This is a genomic window from Flavobacterium lindanitolerans (genome assembly GCF_002846575.1).
Lineage (GTDB): Bacteria > Bacteroidota > Bacteroidia > Flavobacteriales > Flavobacteriaceae > Flavobacterium > Flavobacterium lindanitolerans.
The window spans coordinates 2,147,076-2,170,472 of sequence record NZ_PJND01000007.1; the positions used below are offsets into that span (position 1 = coordinate 2,147,076).

General features: G+C 35.7%; 14 protein-coding genes. 8 read left to right on the forward strand and 6 right to left on the reverse strand.

Annotated features, from left to right (window positions below; all coding sequences use genetic code 11):
- Nucleotides 1-40: 40 nt before the first annotated feature.
- The 3 genes from B0G92_RS09600 to B0G92_RS09610 form a co-directional block, all read right to left on the reverse strand.
- Entirely contained in the window at nt 41-2,017 is a 1,977-nt protein-coding gene (locus B0G92_RS09600) for a DUF3857 domain-containing protein (protein ID WP_101471938.1), read from the reverse strand.
- Nucleotides 2,014-3,864 (reverse strand): DUF3857 domain-containing protein, encoded by a 1,851-nt coding sequence (locus B0G92_RS09605; protein WP_180326423.1) that lies wholly within the window; start codon nt 3,862-3,864, stop codon nt 2,014-2,016. Before B0G92_RS09605 ends, B0G92_RS09600 begins: the two co-directional genes overlap by 4 nt.
- Before the next feature lie 64 nt (nt 3,865-3,928).
- Nucleotides 3,929-7,180 (reverse strand): toxin-antitoxin system YwqK family antitoxin, encoded by a 3,252-nt coding sequence (locus B0G92_RS09610; RefSeq protein ID WP_101471940.1) that lies wholly within the window; start codon nt 7,178-7,180, stop codon nt 3,929-3,931.
- A 152-nt stretch (nt 7,181-7,332) separates the two neighbouring features.
- Here B0G92_RS09610 and B0G92_RS09615 point away from each other — a divergent pair, with 152 nt between their 5' ends.
- The 6 genes from B0G92_RS09615 to B0G92_RS09640 all read left to right on the forward strand — a co-directional run bounded on the left by B0G92_RS09615 (nt 7,333) and on the right by B0G92_RS09640 (nt 16,093).
- On the forward strand, nt 7,333-8,208 hold the full coding sequence (locus B0G92_RS09615) for a pepsin/retropepsin-like aspartic protease family protein (protein ID WP_101471941.1): 876 nt from the start codon (nt 7,333-7,335) through the stop codon (nt 8,206-8,208).
- Between the two features lie 163 nt (nt 8,209-8,371).
- Entirely contained in the window at nt 8,372-8,761 is a 390-nt protein-coding gene (locus B0G92_RS09620) for a hypothetical protein (protein ID WP_101471942.1), read from the forward strand.
- 179 nt (nt 8,762-8,940) lie between these two features.
- A complete protein-coding gene (locus B0G92_RS09625; protein ID WP_056071250.1) occupies nt 8,941-10,020 on the forward strand; it encodes an efflux RND transporter periplasmic adaptor subunit in 1,080 nt (359 codons plus the stop codon).
- A gap of 235 nt (nt 10,021-10,255) precedes the next feature.
- Complete coding sequence (locus B0G92_RS09630) at nt 10,256-13,426, forward strand: efflux RND transporter permease subunit (protein ID WP_056071252.1); 3,171 nt, start codon at nt 10,256-10,258, stop codon at nt 13,424-13,426.
- On the forward strand, nt 13,419-14,852 hold the full coding sequence (locus tag B0G92_RS09635; protein WP_101471943.1) for a TolC family protein: 1,434 nt from the start codon (nt 13,419-13,421) through the stop codon (nt 14,850-14,852). Before B0G92_RS09630 ends, B0G92_RS09635 begins: the two co-directional genes overlap by 8 nt.
- 176 nt (nt 14,853-15,028) lie before the next feature.
- Entirely contained in the window at nt 15,029-16,093 is a 1,065-nt protein-coding gene (locus B0G92_RS09640) for an HNH endonuclease domain-containing protein (protein WP_101471944.1), read from the forward strand.
- 60 nt (nt 16,094-16,153) lie between these two features.
- On the opposite strand, the gene B0G92_RS09645 is transcribed toward B0G92_RS09640, so the two are convergent.
- Together B0G92_RS09645 and B0G92_RS09650 are read right to left on the reverse strand one after the other, a co-directional pair.
- On the reverse strand, nt 16,154-18,115 hold the full coding sequence (locus tag B0G92_RS09645) for a tetratricopeptide repeat-containing sensor histidine kinase (protein WP_180326424.1): 1,962 nt from the start codon (nt 18,113-18,115) through the stop codon (nt 16,154-16,156).
- 290 nt (nt 18,116-18,405) lie between these two features.
- On the reverse strand, nt 18,406-20,565 hold the full coding sequence (locus B0G92_RS09650; RefSeq protein WP_101471946.1) for a tetratricopeptide repeat-containing sensor histidine kinase: 2,160 nt from the start codon (nt 20,563-20,565) through the stop codon (nt 18,406-18,408).
- 259 nt (nt 20,566-20,824) lie between these two features.
- On the opposite strand from B0G92_RS09650, the gene B0G92_RS09655 reads away from it, so the two are divergent.
- Together B0G92_RS09655 and B0G92_RS09660 are read left to right on the forward strand one after the other, a co-directional pair.
- Nucleotides 20,825-21,619 carry a hypothetical protein gene (locus B0G92_RS09655; protein WP_101471947.1) on the forward strand — a complete coding sequence of 265 codons (795 nt, stop codon included), beginning with the start codon at nt 20,825-20,827 and terminating at the stop codon, nt 21,617-21,619.
- A gap of 135 nt (nt 21,620-21,754) precedes the next feature.
- Entirely contained in the window at nt 21,755-21,991 is a 237-nt protein-coding gene (locus B0G92_RS09660; RefSeq protein WP_101471948.1) for a hypothetical protein, read from the forward strand.
- Nucleotides 21,992-22,113: 122 nt separating this feature from the next.
- On the opposite strand, the gene B0G92_RS09665 is transcribed toward B0G92_RS09660, so the two are convergent.
- Nucleotides 22,114-23,304, reverse strand: coding sequence for a retropepsin-like aspartic protease (locus B0G92_RS09665; protein ID WP_101471949.1), 1,191 nt, complete (start codon nt 23,302-23,304; stop codon nt 22,114-22,116).
- Nucleotides 23,305-23,397 lie beyond the last annotated feature (93 nt).

The window sequence follows — 23,397 nt, forward strand, 5'->3', positions numbered from 1 at the left end:
AAAAACAAAAAATCCGGGTGTAGCCCGGATTTTTAGCACTTTATTGTTTATTTAATATGATAACAATTTTATTAAAATCTGCCGCTGCATTAATTACGGTTCTGTAGGCTTCGAAATTTTCTAAGGGATAATGCAGAATATTATAATATTCTTTATTTTCTACGATAATTTCGTTTCCTTTTTTCTCATATTTGCTGATAAAGGCAGCCTCCGTTTTACCATTTACATCGGCAGTATAATTCATATTGAATTTGTCAAGGTTTTTTACAGTAACTCCTTCAGGCAATATTATTCTTATTTTACGTGTATAAGCATGTGGATAGTTGATTTCTACAGGCATCATTCGCTTGTTTTCCTGATAGAGTTCCATTTGTTTTCCAATAGTCTGACCAGCAGAAAACAGGTAATTTTCCCCTGCCTTACGAATCAAGTCTTTTCCTTCAAATACTACATTCATTACAAATGGTTTTTTACCAATGTTGTCAACTCCGTCATTTTCGGTTGTAAGTGTTTTGAATTCGGTTTCGACTGTATAGTTCTGGGCAATGCTTTTGAGCATATCTTTATATTGCTCCGGTGAAGCAAAATCTTTGATCGGCTGAAAGTTAAAAGCAGAATAGCCACCAAATTGGATTTTATCTGTTACCACAGGGTTTTCAAGATCTTTTGTAAAATCAATGACAACGTCAATTATATCATGTGTTACTTCTACGCTTGGAATGTCGATGGCTGCAACTTCACCAATTCCCATTTTTGTACCTGCAAAAGCTTTTTCTTTTATGAAAAGCCCATTAGTTCCTGCCAATTCATTAGGAATTAATGGAATACGGTATTCAATTTCCGTTGGAGTCATAAACTTTTTTATAGCAGGGAAATAGAATAGCAATTCGTCGAGGTTTTCATAGCTTTCAAATTCTTTATCAAAAGGCATCTTATAACGATTGGATGTAAATACCATATTGTTCTCAACACCCATTTTTTGGAATACGGCAATGTACAGCCTTAAAATGTCGCTTTGGTTGGCCTGTTTCGTTTTGATAATATCCTGTAGTGTTTCCTGGCTATTGATATAGCGGTTATAATTTATTGTTTTCTTGATTTTATTTTCAATATTCCAAACCTGTTCCTGTATGTCATTAGATTTAGCAATTCCTTTGCAAAATTCATCTATCGCTTTTTGTTCTTTTTTGTCATATTGAGGATGAAATCTTTCATATAAGGTTGTTGAGAATTCCTTAAAGTTATTTAGATTTTTAGAACCGTTAGCTAAATTTTCATCCAACTTGTAACGGAATCGTTTAATATTACTGTTCCAATTCGAGTAGTTCTCATTGTCGTCAAGTGCAGGCGTATCGGTTTCAACCACAGTTAAAGTGTTGCTTTTTTCATTAGGTTGCTTTTTTTCGACTACAGCCTCAGAAAGTCCGTTGTAGCTTTTAGTTCTGAATATCAAATGTTCAGGATAAATTAACTGGAAGGTACTTTTTACGATTGGATATTCATCCTGCATTTTTACGGTATAGCCCTTGACTTCAGGAAATTCTTCTATAATAAATATCTTTTCAATTACAGCACCTTTTTCAAGTCCGTTTACTGCAAAATATTTGTATTTGATACCTCTTTCTTCATCTGTTTCTTCTTTTATATCGCTATTATGAAGTTCGATTACTTTGCCATTTTTTAGAATAACTCGTGCTTTTGTAGAAACTACACTTTCATTGGCTCCAAAAGGAATATAGATTTTATTGTTTCGCTCTACGGCATCATCACTGTTGATATATCTCTTTTCATGTATGAGATAATATTGGATGGCTTTACCCTTATCAATAAGTAGCTCAATTTTTGTATTTCGTTCTAAAATTGCTTCCTTTTCCTCTTTGTATTTTGAAGGGATGTCTATTTTAGCCGACTTTTCATCCCAATTATAGTTCTTAAAGGAAAAGTCTTGCGCGAAGGCATTAAGGCTGAATAAAATAAGGAAAACGTATATTGCTTTTATTCTAAATTTAGAATTCATTTTTCGGTAAGTATTAAAGTTTGTGTATAAGTATTTTTAAGTTTTTTAACGGTTTCATTCCACAAGGCAAAATCAGGTTGCTCAAGCAATATTTTTTTTAATTGAATCTTTAAGGCTAGAGTAACCTTGCCGGCTATGTTGGTATACTGGCTTTCAAATTTCATGAGGGCATTATCAAAACTGACATTTTCCGGCAAGTATTTTACGGAATAGTTTTTAGGCAATTCTAACTCATAGCTACCATTATAAGCTGCCAGATATTCTAAATCGAATGCGGTTACGCGATCCGGTTCCAATGACAATTTTTCATATAGGCGATCTAAGAAAAGGTTAACATATAATTCCTTATCCACTTGTAGGGCATAATCAGAAAGTTCGAAATTAAAATCGATTTGATAAGGCTTGTCGCGATCAGAAACATTTTTTTCAGAAAACCCCTTGAGATTAAATTTATTATTTCCTTTCAGCACAAGACTTTTAATCATATCAAAGCGCCTTTTATTAGAAGCGTCTCCAATTTGGGAGAGTATACTACTTCTTGCAAATCCTTTATAATCTACAGTTCCGGAACCTATAATCTTTTCTTTATCAAAACTTAGTTTTAGTACTTCCACAGTTTCATTGTTTTCTGCATCAACCACAGGAACTGTTATAATCTTGTAGGTATCGCCGTTGCTAATCAGGGCTTCTTTCCCCTGAATAAAAGAAGTTGGGATTCCATAGCGGCTCTCCCTATCGGTAGCATCGAGAAATATGTAATTTCCATTGTCGTTGTATACGGCAATCATATGGTTGTCTACTGATGGAGTAGGAAGTTGTTCATAAGAATAGGGAATTTCACGTGTCCCAATCCATGAAACGGTTACATTTTTTATTCCTGCATAATTAGCCATTGAAGTAATAATACTGGACATGTCCTTACAGTCGCCAAACTTACGTTTGAAGACCAGGCTGGCTTCACGCGGAATGAAGCCTTCATACCCGTTTTCAAAAGCAATATACTTGATATTGTCTTTTACCCAGTAGAATATTTTTTTGATTTTTTCGGTGTCTGAAGACAGTCCTTCTGTCAGTTCAACTGAGAGTTCCTTGAGTTCAGTATCGTCTGTTTTGTTTAGGTTTTTAATAAACGATTTATAGTAATTATACAGTTCTTCCGTATTATCAAGCACCTTGGTTGTGTTTTTGTCAATAGTATAGTCTTTCACATAAATATTTATATGCGGTATGAAATAGCGGAAGCCTGGATTATTAGGCTCCATTTTTACTGCTTTTACATCTTTTAATGTCCAGCTATAAATGTATTTTCCTTTTTTTTCAGATTTAGAGAATTCAATACTATTTGTAGGGTCATTGAATATACGATAGCCAATATTGATGTCTTTATCTGTACGGACTTCTAATGTGGAATTTACTATTGGAAAATTGTCTCCAAAAATAAAACTGTGCAATAAAAAAGGATCCAGAAACTCCGTTTGTACGCTATATACTTTTTTAGCTCCGGCTTCCAGATTTGAAAAAATGAGCTGTCTTTCTTTTACATCATTGTAAAAAACAGAATTTTGTTTTGCTTGCTTTTCATTCGTTTGTGTAACCTTAATTTTCCGATCTTTCCCTTTGTCATTGATTATGGAATAGGCTTCATATTTGTTAAGTTTTACCAATTCGGAATAGGAAAAGTTTTCCTGATTATTTTGAATCCCGTTTTCAGACAGTATCATGGATTCATAATAGCTGTCTTGTAAAACGCGAAGTTTCTTATTTTCAATAAAAATATCATAAGAACTTTTATTGCTAATAACGACTTCATTGATGTCACCATACTTTTTTTTATATTCTAAAAACACTGGCGTTTTTTCTTGGGCCTCAACTTGTAAGGACAAAAAAAACAGGAATATAAAAAAGCAGTTTTTATTTAATAATCTCAACCAGCGCATCTGAATCATATCTTTGGGTTTGTGAAACAATTCCGTTAGTATAAATTTTGCAAAGGCCGTGCAATTCATCATTTTTATATTCAGCCGTTACCCAAGGTTTTCCATCTTCTTTAAAAAATTGCTGTAGTCCTTCAAAACTGGAATTTTTAAAGTTTTCCTTTTTATAAACCTTTCCATTGACATAATATTCAATTCTTGGTCCGGACAAAAGATTCATATCGTAATTGGCTTCATATTCGGGTTTACCATCCTGGCTATTAACTACCAACTTACCATCAATATTGCCTTTGACAAAATTAATCTCAATGGCCGTCTTTCCATTTGGATAAGATGAAATTATTTTGGCTGTTTGACCAACAACCGGAGTTTTTTCGCTTAGTTTTCCGTTCTTGTCTAGTTTTATATAGTAGAGCAGTTCATTATTTTGATAGCCTACTATAAGAATGTTATCGCCTTTTTGATTGTAATATTTAGCCTCGCCTTCAATGTTGCCATTATACTGGTTGTATTCTAAAAATTTCCCTTTATTATGATAATAGCGTGCCAAAGGTCCCGTGTCACTGCCAAACATATCATTATCAGACATTCTAAGGTTTCCAGCAATGTCATAATATTTGCCTGCACCGTTTGGTTTTCCAGAATAATAATTCCTTTCACTGGTTGGTGCTCCCGTTGGACCATAAGCAATCTGTTTGCCATGGCGGAGACCATTTACATAATTATTATCGCTTATTATCCTGCCATTCTTGTCTTTTACAATATACTTTCCTTCGAATGCACCATTTTTAAGCGTAGTTTCATGTATTTCTGCACCACCAAAAAATGCAGTACTCATTTTCTCATTCTTATTTGTATAATTAATTTCGTTTAGTTTTTTACCATCAGGACTATAATTTTCTAATTTTATAGCAGAATCATTTACATACCATGACACAAGGTTGGCATTACCATTTTGCCAATAACGAATGCTTTTATACAGTTGTCCATTGATGTAGAAATTTTCTTTTGAAATGCTTCCGTCAGGGTAAAAAGATTTATTTGGGCCGTTTAATTGACCACCTTTATAGTGATAAACATTAGATAAACCTCCATGTTCATAGTTTTCATAAACTCCGGAAATAGTATCATTAACGTAATTAAGAACAGATGAAAGTCGCTCGTCAGTAGCATAGGTTTTTGCTAGTCCTGTTAGCTTTCCGTTGTCAAAGTTTTCTTTTGCACTCAGGCTACCCGTGTTATAAAAATAATTCCATTCTCCTTTTTTCTTTCCTTTTTCATAACTGCCTTTGGTGAGTACTATACCTTCCAGGTTTTTCATTACATAGTTCCCCTTGCTCACAGGTACATCTGTTGCTTTTGATTTTCCGGATTCAAATTGCAGGGCCGTTTTTATTTCTCCTTTTTTGTATGTTTCCTGGAAATAGAGAATGTCATTGCCGTTAAAATAGTTATTTGTTGCGACATATCCATCTTTGTCATAAAGTGTTTCATACGATTTTTTCCCATTAGGAAGATTGGAAACCAGAGTAGCAGGATTATTATTCTGATAGGTAGTTTCTTCCTTAAGGATTCCATTAGGATAATAGACTTTATAAGGAGATGAAATTTTTCCTGTCTTGTATTCAATTTCTGATTTTACTATTTTTCCATCATAGTATTCGTATACCTTACCATCAATTTCACCCATTACATAAGAGTAGCTATTTGAGATATTTCCGGCGGTATCATATAGAATATAATTACTATTAAACTTACCTTTTGAATAGTTGATTTCACTTTTCTTTGAACCATTTTCATAAAAGCAGGTAAAAGCCCCATCACGTTCATTATTTACAAAATTTACTTCACAGCTTTTTCCTCCATTGTAATAATAGGAGGTACTGATTCCTTCCAGCAAATCATTTTTGTAATTTTCTACAAATTCAACATTTCCGTTTTCATAATACTTGGTTCTTTTACCTTCTGCCTTACCTTTCGAATAGTTCTTTTCTTCTGTAAGCCGGCCCTTGGCATCGTAATATTTTTGCAGGCCATCCAATTCGTCATTAACCAGATTGAGTTCGCCGACCATGTTTCCGTCTTCATTAAGAACTTTGTATTTGCCAACTTTTTTTCCGTTTTCTTCTTTGCCTAAAAGATAAGGCTTGTTGTTTTTCAGATAAACGACTACCTGTTCTTGTTTTCCAAATAAATCGACAGTACGTCTTGCAAATACCTGCCAAAAATCTCGGGAAAGATAAGTTTCATTAAAGGCTGTTATTTTTTTATTCTGGGAAGTAATTTTTTTGCCCAGATGTTCTTTCATTCCTAATAATATGTGATAGGAGAAACCTTCAAATTGTTTTTTCTTTACAATATCAGCAAGCCATGGAACATAAATTGTTTCAAAAAAGCCACCTTCCACTTTATGTTCTGCGGCATATTCAGCAATGGCCTGTACCTGGCGAATGATTACGTCATCAATTGTCGAATTCACTTTATAGGCACTTTTTAAGGGCAAAGAATTCCGTAAGATAACGTCAATTTCTTCAAAATTATCGCCTGATTTGGAGAATGTCAGTTTGCTTTTGTCCAAGTAATTTTCTGAAAACTTAGCATTAAGTTTTAAGATTGCATTTTCACAGCCTTTACCTTCATTAACAAGCGATAGATAGGCGAGAAGAGCCATGGAGCCTTCGGTTACACGACCATCTTCAAGTGCTATCAGACCTAACATATAATGAGAACCAGCATGATTTGGATTTATTGTAATTGCTTTTTCAAGATAGTCTACACTTTTTTGACGTTCTTCTTTGCGAAGATAAAGCAAGGCAAGATTGTAGAATAATGAACTTGAATTAGGATAAATTTTTAATGATTCCTGAAACATTTTTTCTGCCTTATCATAATCTTTCTGGTCACTTAAAAAATTTCCATAAGCCATATAAAATAATGGGTTTTCTTTCATGTAACCTTTGTTGTAGGCATTTTCATAAAATGCTCTGGCGGCTTCTTTGTCATCGCCAACAGCAAGCGTTATAGCTTTCTCATATTGGGCAGAATAAAAATTAGGATCATCTTTTACAATTTTATCAAATGTTTTTAAAGCGTCCTGATATTTTCCTTCTTCATAGAGGCGTATGCCATCACTTAAAAAAGACTCACTGTCATAAACAAAAGAATAATCTGTTTGCGCATAACTAATGCTGCTAAACCCAAAAACAAAGGCGATGAATATGTTTTTCATATTGGAAATTAATTTTTTCAAATATAATTTTTTTGTTAAATTTTTTAATCTTTTTATGAAAAATTAATATATTTTTTCTTACTGCGTTTTAAAGAATATTTTTAGGTAGAACCAACTTATATTTGTGTTGAAACAATTCTGAAAATTTTTCCATGAAAAAATACCTGCTTTTCACACTTGCCTTATTGCCAATTATTGCATATTCGCAGAATAAAGCATCTTTACCAGACACCATTCCCTTAACCATTAATAAACAGAATACTATCTATGTCAAGGCTGTTTTTAATAAAATCGATACCTTGAATCTGAATTTTGATACGGGCACGACAGAATTGGTACTGACGAATGATGTCATGAAAAACAAATTAAAGTCGGTGCCTAAGCTGTATGACACATTTTATGATATCAAAATAGGAAATCAGGACTACAGCACAAGAGTATTTGACGCACAATTAACCGGACATGATACAGATGGCAGGTTTGGTTGGGATTTATTTAAAGGGAAAGTCGTAGAGCTTAATTATGACAAGAACATCATGGTTGTCCATCCGCAACTGCCCATCTCTGTTTTGAAAGAAGATGCTTTCTCAAAACTCATGATTACTTTTTTTCAGGGGATTTTTTTGGTAGAAAGCCAAATTTTTCAGGATATAGTAGAAAACTCAGACTTTTTTCTATTTGATACGGGCTATCAAAGGACAGCCATGCTCGATAATGATTTGCTCAAAATTGGCAAATTTCCTACTCAGAATATGAAAGTAATAAAAAAGGTTATTATGAGAGGAGCACAAGGAAACGAAGTCCCGGTGATAACCTCAAGCCTGCAAAAATTGAAAATCGGTAAATATGAATTTAAAGATGTGCCTGTACAACTGGTAACTACGAATAAACCAATGCATGGACAAAACATTCATATTCTTGGGAATGAAGTTTTGAAAAGGTTTAATATGTTTCTTGACTTTCAAAACAATTTTGTCTACTTAAAGCCAAATCATCTTTTCAATGCAGAATATATTGAGAAAAGCTGATACTTATCCTATCGGCTTGGCCACTTTTTAGATATTGGCACAGAATAAATTACACTGAGAAAGCATTTTTTCAATCAAAGAAAACGTTGTAGCAGCATTTACTTGTTAAAGCGTAGTGAAATTTCTTTTTTTGTTTCAATACTTTGTTTACTTTTGGCGGCAAATGAAAAAGCTATTTGCATTATTCGTATATGTCTCTTTACTTCTGCTAAGCGGAGGGCAATACCTTAATGCAGCTACGCAACCAACTTCGCATTCGTCTCATAGTTTTCAGAAAAAACACAGGGTAAAATTTACCAATCAGGATACAAGCAATACCTTACTCGAAGAGGGTGACTTAGATCTTGATGAAGGACAACCAGGTGGAGACGATCTCAAAGACGGAATATGGAATAAACTTTTCATAGGAAATTATAGCTTATCTGATAACTGGTATGAGACAATCTACTGTCAGCCTATCCTGGACCGTTATCAAAAGAATTTTAAAACCTTCTCGCCATTTTGTGGCCAATCCAATCCTATTTACATTACCCATAGGGTATTACGTATTTGATTTAACTCGAATATATCGGTTACCTGAGTGTGATCATTATATTTTGTAGTTGTTATTAAACACACTTCTTCAGATATGGCTGTTCGCGTAGCTTCTGGTTACTGATGTTTTTACGGATCCAAAGGAATCGTCGTATTCCAAGCAATCAATCAATCGCTTAATTTCCATTTATTTACCTAATGAAGAAAATCATCCTAACAGGCATCACTGCCTTGTTGTGCCTTGCTAGTTGCACAACTAAAAAAGTAGAAAAAGAAGAAGCCGATAAATTTACGGTAACCAGCCCGATAAAAATCGACACTACTTTTACTAAAGAATATGTATCGCAAATCAGGTCGGTACGAAACATTGAAATCCGTGCCCAGGAAAAAGGATTTCTGCAAAACATTTATGTTGACGAAGGCCAGTTCGTGAAAGCCGGGCAATTGCTGTTTAAAATCATGCCTAAAATGTATGAGGCAGAATTACTGAAAGCCCAGGCAGAACAAAAATCGGCCGAAATAGAATTACAGAACACTAAAATCTTAGCAGATAAAAACGTAGTTTCAAAAAATGAACTGGCTGCTGCCCAGGCAAAACTTCAGGCCGCAAAAGCAGAAGTATCATTGGCAAAACTCCACTTGTCATTTACAGAAATCAGAGCTCCGTTTGACGGAACTATTGACCGTATTCCATTAAAGTTAGGAAGCCTTATCGAAGAAGGCGAATTACTGACAACGCTTTCAGACAACAGCCAGATGTTTGCCTATTTTAACGTATCAGAACCGGAATACCTTCAATACCAGACCAACGTCAAAGACCGCGCAGAAACCAAAGTCAATCTGATTTTAGCCGATGGTCAGCCTTTTAAATACAAAGGTGATGTTGAAGTAATTGAAAGTGAATTTAACAACGAAACAGGAAACATTGCTTTCAGAGCCCGATTCCCAAATTCGACTAAATTGCTAAGAAATGGTGAAACAGGACAAGTACAAATGCTTGTGCCTTTAAAAAATGCCATTGTAATTCCACAAAAAGCTACCTATGAAATCCAGGACAAAAAATATGTTTTTGTAGTCGGTAAAAACAATGTGTTGAGTTCAAAAGAAATCACCATTGGTGGCGAAATGCCGGACTTATATGTAGTCAATAACGGCATTAACGAAAATGATAAAATCTTATTGGATGGCGTCCAGAAAGTCAAAGACGATGACAGAATCGCTTACGGTTATGTAGCTCCTAAAAAGGTAATGAGTAGTCTTAGATTAAAAGCAGAATAAACGAATTAGTCTATTTAGTTGATAATGGATAGTTTATAGTGGATAGTCTTTTTAGTTGATAATTGATAGCTTATAGTCTTTAGTCTTTTGGTTAATAACGGAGAGTTGTTAAGTTATAAGTCTATTATCTATTCTCTATCATCTATCATCTATTCTCTATCATCTGCCATCTATCATCTATTGCCCATTCTCTACTGTCCAAAATCAAAAATCAAAAATCTTAAAAAGAAAGTAAATGTTCAATAAATTTATACAAAGACCTGTGTTGTCGATAGTAATATCGCTCATAATTGTCTTTTTAGGAGCCTTGTCAGTACTCAACCTGCCAGTGACCCAGTTTCCTTCGATTTCGCCTCCAAAAGTGAATATAACAGCAGATTATCCGGGATCTAACGGTGAGCTGATGATTAAATCAGTAATCATTCCTCTGGAAAGAGCGCTGAACGGAGTACCCGGAATGAAATACATGACCTCAGATGCCGGTAACGACGGTGAAGCAAGTATCCAGGTCGTATTCAACCTTGGAACAGACCCTAACCTCGCAGCTGTAAACGTACAAAACCGCGTAGCCTCTGTAGTGAATAAACTACCGCCATTGGTAGTGAGGGAAGGAGTAAAGATTACGCGTGAAGAATCAAGCATGCTGATGTATGTCAACCTTTACAGTGATGATAAAAATACCGACCAGAAATTCTTGTACAACTTTGCCGATATTAATATCCTGTCAGAACTTAAAAGGGTTAATGGTGTGGGTGTTGCGGATATTTTAGGAACCCGTGAATATGCCATGAGAATCTGGTTAAAGCCGGATAGAATGCTGGCGTATAAAATTTCTGCCGATGAAGTGATGGAAGCCCTGTCAAGCCAGAGTTTGGAAGCATCACCGGGAAAAACAGGTGAAAGTTCCGGAAAAAGGTCGCAGGCATTTGAATACGTATTAAAATATTCCGGTCGTTTTACAACGAAAGAGCAATACGGAAATGTAGTCTTACGCTCCAATCCTAATGGAGAGCTGTTGCGACTGAAAGATGTAGCCGATATTGAACTGGGAAGCTCCATGTATGATATCTATTCCAACCTGAACGGAAAACCATCTGCGGCAATCGTATTAAAACAATCCTATGGAAGTAACGCGAGCCAGGTTATTAAAGACGTTAAGGCTAAATTGGAAGAAATCAAGAAAAGTTCTTTCCCGAAAGGAATGAACTATGAAATCAGTTATGACGTTTCTAAATTCCTGGATGCTTCTATTGAAAAAGTAATCCATACGTTGGTTGAGGCGTTTATTCTGGTAGGTATCGTAGTATTTATCTTCCTGGGTGACTGGAGGTCGACGGTTATTCCGGCTATAGCAGTACCGGTTTCCCTTATCGGAACCTTTGTTTTCATGCAGTTTTTCGGAATTACCCTAAACCTTATTACATTATTCGCTCTGGTATTGGCAATTGGGGTCGTCGTCGATGATGCCATTGTCGTCATCGAGGCCGTCCACGCCAAGATGGAAGAAGAACATCTCTCGGCACTGAAAGCCACCAAAAAAGCAATGCATGAAATAGCAGGGGCTATTATAGCAATTACGTTCCTGATGGCAGCGGTATTTATTCCGGTAGCTTTTATGTCGGGCCCTGTAGGTATATTCTACCGTCAGTTCTCTATTACTATGGCAACGGCAATTATCCTTTCGGGTATTGTGGCTTTGACGCTAACACCGGCGCTTTGTGCTATCATGCTGAAAAATCACCATGGACAACCAAAAAAGAGAACTCCTGTAAAAATCTTTATTGACGGTTTCAACAGGACATTCAATATTGCTTCTGACAAATATCAGAATGTATTAGGGAAAATTGTAAACAGAAGAACCGTAACCTTTGCTGCATTACTTGGTTTCTGTGCCGGAACCTGGTTTATAAGCAGCACGGTTCCTTCAGGATTTATCCCGAATGAAGACCAGGGAATGTTTTATGCCATCATTCAGACGCCACCGGGTTCTTCTCTGGAAAGAACAAATAATGTTGCGGAAAGGCTTCAGAAAATGGCAGAAACGGTAGAAGGTGTTCAATCGGTTTCCGCTTTGGCGGGATATGAAATCCTTACAGAAGGTACGGGTGCCAACTCAGGAACCTGTCTGATTAACCTGAAAGACTGGAGTGAAAGAAAACATTCTGTACAGGAAGTAATGGAAGAGTTGGAAGAAAAAGCGAAAGAAATTCCGGGTGCTAATATCGAATTTTTCCAACCGCCGGCTGTTCCGGGTTATGGAGCCGCAGGTGGGTTTGAATTGCGTCTGTTGGACAAAACAGGTTCGGGCGACTATAAGAAAATGGAAACCGTTACTCAGGATTTTGTAAAAGAATTAAACAAACGCCCTGAACTTTCTTCGGTATTTAGTTTTTACAGTGCGAGTTTCCCTCAGTTCATGCTAAAAGTAGACAACGACCTGGCACAGCAAAAAGGAGTTTCTATTGAAAATGCCATGAACACCTTGTCAACATTGGTAGGTAGTAACTATGAAATCAGCTTTATTAAATACGGATTCAACTATAAAGTAATCGTTCAGGCAGCACCGCAATACAGGGCTTTGCCGGATGATATTTTAAAACTGTATGTCAAGAATGATAAAGATGAAATGGTACCTTATTCTGCTTTTATGAGAATGGAAAAAGTGTACGGGCTCTCTGAAATTACAAGACACAATATGTATACTTCTGCGGAAATTAGTGGAGCTGCTGCGGCAGGTTACAGTAGTGGTACGGCCATTAAGGCGATTAAAGAAGTAGCGGAGAAAAAACTGCCAAGAGGGTACGGAATCGACTGGGCTGGTATTTCTGCTGATGAAGTGGCGCAAGGAAATCAGGCTATCTGGGTTTTCCTTATCTGTTTAGGCTTCGTTTACCTGGTACTGGCTGCACAATACGAAAGTTTTATTCTGCCATTGTCGGTTATTCTTTCGCTTCCGGCGGGTATTTTCGGGGCTTTCCTGTTGCTGAAAATCATGGGATTGGAAAACAACATCTATGCTCAGGTGGCTATGGTAATGTTGATTGGTCTGCTTGGTAAAAATGCCGTGTTGATTGTCGAATTTGCCATTCAAAGGCATGCTGCCGGTAAGTCGGTTTTAGAGTCGGCTATGGAAGGAGCAAAAGCGAGATTCCGTCCTATTCTGATGACTTCGTTTGCCTTTATTGCAGGTTTGATTCCGTTGGTTTTTGCAACCGGGCCCGGAAAAATAGGTAATAGAACCATTGGTACTGCCGCGGCAGGAGGGATGCTTCTCGGAACGATTTGCGGTGTATTTGTAATACCGGGATTGTATTACATATTTGCCCGAATTGCCGAAAAGCACAAGTTGGTTAAAAATGAAGAAGAGAACCCATTAACAGAAGAAATCGATAACAATCATGTTTAAATCCAAAATATACCAATATAGTATTGTCGTAGCGTTTTGCCTTGCCGTAATTGGCTGTAAGGCGCCGCAGACAATAGCCGAGACTCCTAGCAAACCGGTTCCGGAATCTTTCGGAACCAGCAAGGATACGACCAATATGTCGACGATTAAATGGAATCAATTCTTTAAAGACCCGAATCTTGTGGAATTGATTGATACTGCGTTGAAAAACAATCAGGAGCTGAACATCACTTTACAGGAAATTGAAATCGCAAAAAACGATGTCCGTGTTAAAAAAGGATTGTTGTTACCAACGGTTGGACTTCGTGCCGGAGCCGGACTTGAAAAAGTGGGCCGATATACAAGCCAGGGTGCGGGTGATGCCACAACCGAAATCAAACCCGGAGTTGAAACACCAGACCCGTTACCGGATTATACGATTGGTGCTTATGCCAACTGGGAAGTTGATATCTGGAAAAAACTGCGTAATTCTAAAAAAGCGGCTGTCAACAGATATTTGGCAACCGTTGAAGGAAAGAACTTTGTCATCACAAATCTTATTGCAGAAGTAGCCGATTCGTATTATGAATTGTTGGCCTTAGACAGTCAGCTGGATATTGTAAAACAGACCATCGAATTGCAGTCCAATGCCCTGGAAATTGTAAAAATCCAAAAACAGGCAGCAAGAGCAACAGAATTGGCAGTTCAGAAATTCCAGGCTGAAGTACTGACTTCAAAAAGCTTAGAGTTTGAAATCCTGCAAAAAATCAAGGAAACGGAGAATAAGATTAACTTTTTGCTGGCCCGTTATCCGCAGGAAATCAAAAGAGACAAAACCAATTTTACGGACTTATTGCCGGCTACTGTAAATTCAGGTATTCCGTCACAATTGTTGAGCAATCGTCCGGATATCAAAAAGGCAGAATTGGAATTGGTAGCTGCCAAATTGGATGTAAAAGTAGCCCGTGCTGAGTTTTATCCATCGCTTGATATTTCAGCAGCGTTTGGCGTACGTGCCTTTAAACCGGCATATCTGTTTACGTTCCCGGAATCGCTTTTGTATTCTGTAGCAGGTGATCTGGCAGCACCATTGATTAACAGAAATGCCATCAAAGCAGAATTTAAAAGTGCCAATGCCAGACAGCTTCAGGCACTGTACAATTACGACCGTACAGTTTTAAATGCTTATCTGGAAGTATCTACCCAACTTTCTAAAATCGAAAACCTACAAAAAGGCTACGATTTAAAATCGCAACAGGTGGATGCTTTGAATAGATCTATTGATATTTCAAACGATTTGTTTAAATCGGCAAGAGTCGATTATTTCGAGGTACTGATGACCCAAAGAGATGCTTTGGAATCCAAACTCGAATTGATAGAAACCAAAAAAGAACAACTGAACGCTGTTGTTCATGTATATAAAGATTTAGGAGGAGGCTGGAAATAGGTTGATTTGTTAGGTTGATTGGAGAACTAGTCAAGGGGTATTATTCCTTGGCTAGTTTTTTTTATGTCCAATAAAGTTTTAATTCCTAAAATATGTCAAAAATTCTAAAATATAATATCAATCACTATCTTTAGCAGAAATTAAAAGGAAAATACCCAATTCTTTATAGACTTAAAATGAGCCTGCCACTATCTCATTCATTAAATATTGCCCCCTTATCATCTGCTTTCAACAATACTTCAGCAACGTACAAATTTTATTGGTTGCTAGCCATAATTGAATCACTCGAGGAAGGAAAATCAGAAATAGGAAAAAAGGAACTTTTTGCTAGGATGCTTACAAATTCATGGTACACAGTAAATTATTTCCATATATCTTTTGGTAATCAAGATTTGATACAAAGGGCAATCAAGAATATTTCAAAAAATGAAACAATTCCTATTAATATAAAGAAACATAATTTACTACATCTTTTATTGAATAGCCCCCATAAGAAGACAAACGACATTCTTAAACACTTTGACAAAAATGTTCCGCACAGGTTTCTAACTCCTTGGATTGGCCGGAGTAAAGAAGAGAATGATACAAAGTATTGCAAAAGGATTATTTCCGAATCTCAACAGTTTTCTAATCAAACTTTGTACGCCTTGTTTCCAGATAGAATTTATATTAATCCAATATGGATTAACTATCTTACTAATAATGCCAAAATTTTGAAAGACTATTGTTACTGGAACTTATCCGGTTTTTTGCAAGTAAGAAATCCAAATGTACCAAATATTCAAGGAAAGCTTATCAAGCCGCCAATGCGGAGCACACTTTTTAACCAGCGTAAAAATTTCTGGGATATAGTTTTTAGAGAGTTAGGAACTATTGATTGTATTTATACTGGCGTGCCATTAAGTATTCAAAAGTATGCTTTAGATCATTTTATTCCTCATGCCTTTGTTTCACATGATCTAATATGGAATCTCGTTCCAATAAGTGTTTCATTTAATTCTGTTAAGAGCGATATGCTTCCAGAAATTAACCTATACTTTGACAAATTCTACAAAATTCAGAAGACTGCTTTTGAAATAGTGTCACAAAATAATCCAAAGTCTAAATTACTTGAAGAATACATAAATCTGTTTGGTAAAGAACAACACGAATTTGACTTCGGATATGAGAAATTTAAAGAGATAATTTCACCACTGATTTCAATTGCCAGAAATAATGGTTTTGAATATCTTGAAAGATAATATATCTATAACTATGATAAATTTGTATTACTCTTTAAAGAGTTTGTATCATCGACCACTTTAACTCTCATAAATATAAGGAACCTCAAAAGCAACTTTGGCTCCTTCTATAGTTCCGTCGGAAGCGATTACATTATTGGTTTGCACTATAAAATCTTTATTCTTGGTGTAAGAAACCAGGCGTTCTTTGGTAATGGTCATGGCCAGTGATTTGTGATTGCTGATTTTCTCATCGGTGCCAAATCCTTTACCGTTATCGGTTACTTCAAAATAGAGTTTTTCTTCTTTCAGATAATAGTGAATATCAATTTTGCCGTTTTCGGTTGTGTTGCTTAATCCGTGTTTGATGGCGTTTTCAATGTAGGGCTGCGCCAGCATTGGGGGTAAAAATATGGATTCGGTATCAATATTTTCTTCTATACGGATATTGAAAATGAATTTGTTTTCATATAAAAGTTGCTGTATGGCGAGGTAATTCTCAAGCATTTCAACTTCTTCAGCTAATGAAATATAGTTCTGGTTGGAGTGTTCAAGAATTTGTCGGGTTAGTTTAGAAAACTTGCCCAAATAGTTTACTGCATCATCATTTTGTCTGTTGTTAATCAGGCTTCTGATGTTCTGAATCGAATTGAATATAAAATGCGGGTTCATTTGGGTAATGAGCAACTTTTGCTTGATCTGGTTTTTTTCCAGTACCGTAATAGCCTGTTTCTGCTTATTGTTTCGGTAGTAGAAATAAGCGCCCAATAACGAAAGTAGAAATACAGAAGAAACGGCAATCAGCCAGTTATTTTTAACGGCTGTTTTCTTTTCAGAAATTAGTTTGATGGCGGCTACTTTCTTTTCCTGAGCGAGTTTCTGGTTCAGCTGTTTTTTTTCAAAATCGTATACCAACTGTTGTCGGGCTAATTTATTTTTTGAAGTTTCCAGTGCCATTTTCTTTTGGGCTTCGAGCTCAACGGCTGTTACTTTCTTTTGCTGGAGTATTTTTTGCTGCAGTTCTTTTTTCTCAAACTGGTATTTGAGTTCCTGTTGTGCCAATTCGTTTTTTGAGGCTTCTAAATTTGTAGAATCTTTTATTACAATATTCGCTTCATGCATTTTTAATGCTTTTTCATACTGTCCGCTTTCTTTATAAATTTTATATAGCAGGGAGGTGAGACCGGACTGTGAATTGATGTTTTTATTCTTTTTTGCCAGGCTGTAGCTCAACTCACCATACTCTGCCGCCTTATCATAGTTTTTATTCTTGTAATTAATACGTGCAGCACTTCCGTATACTCCTTGCCTTGAAATATCATCATTACATAAATCTAAGGCTCTTTTTAAATAATCTTCCGACTCAGTTAGTTTTCCCAATTCACTGGAGGATTGCGCCAATTGTACTAAAATTATCGATTCAGCCTGCGGGTCTTTATTTTTTTTGATATAGTAGTACGCTTTTAGAAAATTGTTATGGGCTTCGGTAAAGTTTTTAAGGCGGGTATAAGATGTACCTATGTTATTATGAATTACCGCTAAACTATGGCGGTCTGATTTTCTTAATTCTGACTCCGGAACATCATAATAGGGCAATGCTTTTTTTAGATGGACAATAGCTTTATTCCAGTCCTGCTGGGCTATACAAGCGGTTCCTATTTCCATATTTACGGTTGATATTCCGCTTTCATTATGAATGCTCTCGTAGAATTTTAAGGCTTCAAAAAAGTATTTGAACGTATTTGGCCAGTCGGCAATATGGCGGTAGTACGTTCCTTTACCAACCAACGCTAATGCCATAGGCTTATAGTCTTTAGAGGCTTTCCAATACTTTATAGCTTCATCAAAGTGGATTGGTGCATTTTTGTTGCCCTCACTTGTTTCTTTTTTTGCGGTATTGTAGTAATACACACCTGCAGCAAATTGGTATATCTGCTTTACTTTTGGATGAAGGTTGGGCATTGCCAGTCCTTTAGTAAAAACAGGAAGTAGCTGATTGTAGTAGGCCACATGTGCTTTGCTCAACATGATTGTGTTATCCATACCCGCAATAATTGTATTAATGCGTGTTGTGTCACTAATTTTGCGATTCGCTAATATCGTTTCTATAGAATCAATTGTTTTATTCTGGGAATAAACAGGGAGGCTGATAAAGAGAAGGAGTAGAAAAGATACTAAATGCTTGCAATTTAACATAAACGTGAGGGATGTGATTAAAAAACGGAAGTAAAAATAATCAATTGATAGATACATACTGCTAAACCCAGCGAAAATAAAAAACCAGTTAAAATACTTTAACTGGTTTTTTTAGGATTTTTATATTATTTATCACTTTAGCTTTCATAAATATAAGGAACTTCAAAAGCAACTTTGGCTCCTTCTATAGTTCCGTCTGAAGCGATTACGTTATTGGTTTGCACCACAAAATCTTTGTTTTTAGTATAGAATGTCAAACGTTCTTTGGTGATGGTCATGGCCAGTGATTTGTGATTGCTGACTTTCTCATCTGTTCCAAACCCTTTACCGTTATCGGTTACTTCAAAATAGAGTTTTTCTTCTTTCAAATAGTAATGAACATCAATTTTTCCGTTTTCTGTCGTGTTGCTTAACCCGTGTTTGATGGCATTTTCAATATAGGGTTGCGCGAGCATAGGCGGTAAAAATATCGATTCGGTATCCATATTTTCTTCTATATGGATATTGAAAGTGAATTTGTTTTCATATAAAAGTTGCTGTATGGTGAGATAGTTCTCAAGCATTTCCAATTCTTCAGCCAATGAAATATAGTTCTGGTTGGAGTGTTCAAGAATTTGACGGGTTAATTTAGAAAACTTACCCAAATAATTTACCGCTTCATCATTTTGCCTGTTGTTAATCAGGCTTCTGATGTTTTGTATGGAATTGAATATAAAATGCGGGTTCATTTGAGTGATTAATAACTTCTGTTCTAACAAAAGCTGTTGGTTCTGCATTTTTACCCGTCTGATTTTTAATAAGGCAAGTAAGAAACCTAAAACAATCAAGAGACCTATAAAACCACCAATCAGCCATTTTTTTTGTAATTCTGAAACTGCTACCGTTTTCTTTAAGGTGTTCACGCTTTTCTTTGCCGTAGTCAGGGTATCCTTATAAGCATATTCATATTTTATTTCTGCCAGCTTATCAAAGGTTTCTTTTTTATAAAGACTGTCATTCAGTTCTTTATGTTCCTGTCCGCTTTCATAAGCCAACTTATATTCTTTAAGAGCATAATAAATTTTTGAAAATAAAAGAGAATAATCAGTTTGCAGGCTCAATAGTTTAAGTTCATTAGCAATATCACTTCCTTCTTTGGCAAACTGCAATGCTTTATCATACTCTTTTCTTGAAAAATAAATCCGGCTCATATTCAGGTAACTGTTAGACAATTCCCGCTGAGCTCCTATTTTTTTATATGTTTTTACCGCTTTTTCATAATAAGGAAGTGAGGCATCGTAGTTTTCAGTCATAAAGTAATAACCGCCTATATTGTTATTGAAAAAAGCAACGGCAAAGGCTTCATTAGCTTCCTGACTTAACCGTAATCCTTTCTTAAATATTGCTAAGGCTTTAGGATTTTTTTCCGACATCAGGATAATACCAATGTTACTCAGACAACCCATAACTTCCTTATCTTTTTTTAGCTTTTCAAAGATGGCTAATGCTTTATAGTAATTAGGAAGAGCGGCTTTGTTGTTTTCCATTTCCTGATACAGCGTTCCAATATTGTTTAAATTGGAAGCAACACCATACTCGTCGTTAAACTGTTTATAGATCTCCAGGGATTTATTATAATGCTCTAAAGCAAGAGTGGGTTGGTTTTGCTGTTTATAAAGATTCGCCAAATTAATATAAGTAACGGCAAGTCCCTTTTTGTCTCCCAGCTTTTCATCGATTACAATTGATTTTTTATAATATTCCAGGCTTTTGTCATAATCTCCCTGAGTGTTATAAATCATGGCAATAATCATCAAAGCATTTGAAGCTACTCTTAATTTGCCGGATTGCTCACTAAGTTCTGTGGCAGTTTTAAGATGCTCCAAAGCCTTTGGGAAATCGGTAAGATAGTAATAAGACCTGCCTATGTTCAAATGGCAATTGGCGACACTTACTTTAATCTTTAGATCTTCATAGACTTCAAGGGAATTCTGAAAATAAGTGATGGAAGTTGGATAATCTCCTTTTTTGGAATAGGCCCTACCGGACATCAGTAAGCTATAGGCTTTTCCTTTTTTATACTGCAAGGCTTCAGAAAGTTGTTCCGATTCTTTATAGAGCTGCAATGCTTTGTCAGTATCGCTTTCTATTATTTTTAGTGCCGCGGCATTTAATAATTTGACTCTTATGGTATCTTTTTTTGTATAGGTCTGTAAGCTGTCTACTGCTTTATTTTGAGAAAAACCATTCGACAGGCTGGCTAAAGAGAATAGAAGAAAAATTCGTTTTAGAAATAGGGACGATTTGATAGTAAACATCAGTAAGGCGGTGGCTTTTTTTGGTTTTGTTATGTTTTTAGAAAATCAAAAATAGAATAATTTTTGTAGTAAACTGACTAAACTATAAACAAGTATCGTTTTTGTTTATTATTTCCTTATTGCTATAATTGAAAATACAATAGTTCTGATAAATTAGTATCGATTAATAAATATTTTATGAATATATAATTCTGTAGAAAAAATCTTTCATTGGGTCATCCGAATTGATTTTTATCTACATTTGGAAAAACCAATCCCAATGAATACCCTTAAAATTAAAGACTATAAATTTCCTATCAATACTGAGAAATCATTCATAAAAGAATACAACCAAGAAGATTTAGAACCCGTTTGTACCGTCTGGGATATTTGGGTACAAAGTGATGAGGCTCCTTTTATAGAAGGAAATCATAGCGGGAATATCCGTTGTGAACAGATGATGGCTACGCAGGGCAATTTGCAATCGCTGGTTGGGAAAACCATTTCTGTAAAAGATTCCTATGATTATGTGACCGATGAACATCTGTTTACCTTTTACATGTTTAGACACAACGGTATCAAGGACAATGAAATCACATTCGGAAAAATTGAGAACAACAAAGTTGATGTACACTGGAAAGGCATAATTGAGGAATTGGGCTTTGAAGGCGAATACAATACCAATGTGCCTTTTGAACTTTCCTGCGTATTGGAAATTAAACAAATGGTAGATAATAAAGATTATAAATCGCCTTCTACTGAAGTACTAAGGCTTATCGCTACCGCTGATGATGACTTTGACAATAATCAGGAATTACTTGAAGCTATTATCGATATCACCGACGAATACCGACTTAACGACGAAGCTTATACTGCGATTATAAATCTTTTAAGTTCTGAATCTTTTCTCGAAACTTTTGAAGAGGAAACTGACAGCCTGGAGGATTTTATTTCAAATTTTACCCATTTCAGCAACGACCGTACTACTCCCGTACCACAAAACATTTCAAGGAAAGCCCTGAAAAAATGGCGTAAAATAGATTTGCTGGCTGAAATTATTGGAGATGACGAATAGTTGTATTGTGTAATACTATGCGTCTGCAAATATCAGTATATAAACTGTCCTAAATGTGGAGCCTTTAATTTTAACTGGACGTAATAAGCCACACGAAAATATAGAGAAATAAATAAAAATGATTATAGGGTAGTAATGAACACCAAGAAACTAATAGAAAAAAAAGATTGGCATTATTATGTTTATGAAGAAAACAATAGTATCACATTATCTGTTCCCATTCCTAAACCAAATCCGGGATTTGACATTCTGTATACTTTAAACGAATCTGAAAAGGAAAAATATGTAAGTACAGGAATTAAATCCCTTGAAAACAGGATAGAAGACATGAAAACAAACTTTTCAAATTATGAAATGAATTCCTGGAGATAGGTAATTATTGGTTTAATAAAGGGAAGCGGAAGCATATCTATTGTAGTTAATAAAAAAAACCAACCTGTAATGGGTTGGTTTTTTGTTTTCATATTATTTACAAGAGAAAGAAGTTAATTACTTTATTTTTTAACCAGCTCTACATTTTTGACTTCTCCTGTTTTTATGTCTTTCAGTACCATTACAGCAGTATCCGTCTGAGGTTTCCTGTTCAATTTAAATGATTCACAAGGATTCATATCTGAAAAATCAAATTCCCCGAACTTTAGTATTTCATCTCCTTCATTAATCCTGTCATTCAATGCAGCATCCCACACTATACCCACAACAAATTTATCGTCTTTGATGACAGGTTGTACAGGCCAGTTCTTTTCGGCCAAATCTATTGCCCCATCCTGGTAAGGATTGAAATAGAGTTGTCTGCCCGGATAATCGACTACAACATCTCCATAGGATAATATTTTGCTTCCTATTCTCGATTTGGTGTCGCTGGTAGTAGTCGTGGTAATATTTTTAAGGGTAACTCCTGCAAAACTTAGTTCGGGAATCGACAGCATAAAATGTTCTTTTTGGCTTTCAACACCATGTATGCCTAACGAATAGGCTCCCTTAGCCTGATAGAGTAGAGAAAAAAGATTAATTTTTTGGGATAATGCATTTTCGTAAACACCTAATGACAAATCATATAGCCCAACCATTCCGGAATCGAACAAAAGGGTTTCAGTTGCTTCTGCATCCTTATTTTTGATGTCAATCTTTAAGTATGGATTACTTTGAAACTGGTCCTTTAATAAACCGGCACTTTTCTTTTTATCAATGCTAAAATTTTTCAGTTTATCGGTAAAACTAACGGTCTTATCCTTATATGAAAATTTCACGATGCTGTTACGCATCATATTGCTACCAATAAATCCGTCAATTCCTAGGCATTCTAAAAAGAAACTACTATCGGTAACCACTGCAGGGACATCAGCAAAGGTAATATCGCCCACCTGAACAGGTGGCAGTGTTACGAGTTTCATATTCTGTCGCAGGTTGCTGGAATCGCCAACATCAAGCCCATTAACAGATTCCAGCCCCAATTCATTATACAGCTCTTGCGAAATGGCGCTCAGTGCTCCGGTATCGACAATAAAATTATAGGTCTTCCCTTTAATAACAGCCTCAACTATTACCAGACCGTTAATGTCCTGATAAGGAACGCTGACATTATAATTTTTTTGGACAACCCTGCCTTTATTGAGAGTTTTAATGTTTTGGGCAGTGGATAAATTAAGGCACAAAAGTGCAGAAACGAGATAAAGTAGCTTCATAAATTATTTGATTGGTTGAATACACATTCACACAATTTATGCCAAAATAGGAATGCTAAAAAAAGATATTTGATATTTCTTATTTAGGGTACT

Coding starts and splice junctions, on each gene's coding strand:
- B0G92_RS09660 (WP_101471948.1), top strand. CDS start 21,755: ATGAACACCAAGAAACTAATAGAAAAAAAAGATTGGCATTATTATGTT.
- B0G92_RS09645 (WP_180326424.1), bottom strand. CDS start 18,115: ATGGATAACACAATCATGTTGAGCAAAGCACATGTGGCCTACTACAAT.
- B0G92_RS09665 (WP_101471949.1), bottom strand. CDS start 23,304: ATGAAGCTACTTTATCTCGTTTCTGCACTTTTGTGCCTTAATTTATCC.
- B0G92_RS09610 (WP_101471940.1), bottom strand. CDS start 7,180: ATGAAAAACATATTCATCGCCTTTGTTTTTGGGTTTAGCAGCATTAGT.
- B0G92_RS09620 (WP_101471942.1), top strand. CDS start 8,372: ATGAAAAAGCTATTTGCATTATTCGTATATGTCTCTTTACTTCTGCTA.
- B0G92_RS09615 (WP_101471941.1), top strand. CDS start 7,333: ATGAAAAAATACCTGCTTTTCACACTTGCCTTATTGCCAATTATTGCA.
- B0G92_RS09625 (WP_056071250.1), top strand. CDS start 8,941: ATGAAGAAAATCATCCTAACAGGCATCACTGCCTTGTTGTGCCTTGCT.
- B0G92_RS09635 (WP_101471943.1), top strand. CDS start 13,419: ATGTTTAAATCCAAAATATACCAATATAGTATTGTCGTAGCGTTTTGC.
- B0G92_RS09655 (WP_101471947.1), top strand. CDS start 20,825: ATGAATACCCTTAAAATTAAAGACTATAAATTTCCTATCAATACTGAG.
- B0G92_RS09600 (WP_101471938.1), bottom strand. CDS start 2,017: ATGAATTCTAAATTTAGAATAAAAGCAATATACGTTTTCCTTATTTTA.
- B0G92_RS09630 (WP_056071252.1), top strand. CDS start 10,256: ATGTTCAATAAATTTATACAAAGACCTGTGTTGTCGATAGTAATATCG.
- B0G92_RS09650 (WP_101471946.1), bottom strand. CDS start 20,565: ATGTTTACTATCAAATCGTCCCTATTTCTAAAACGAATTTTTCTTCTA.
- B0G92_RS09640 (WP_101471944.1), top strand. CDS start 15,029: ATGAGCCTGCCACTATCTCATTCATTAAATATTGCCCCCTTATCATCT.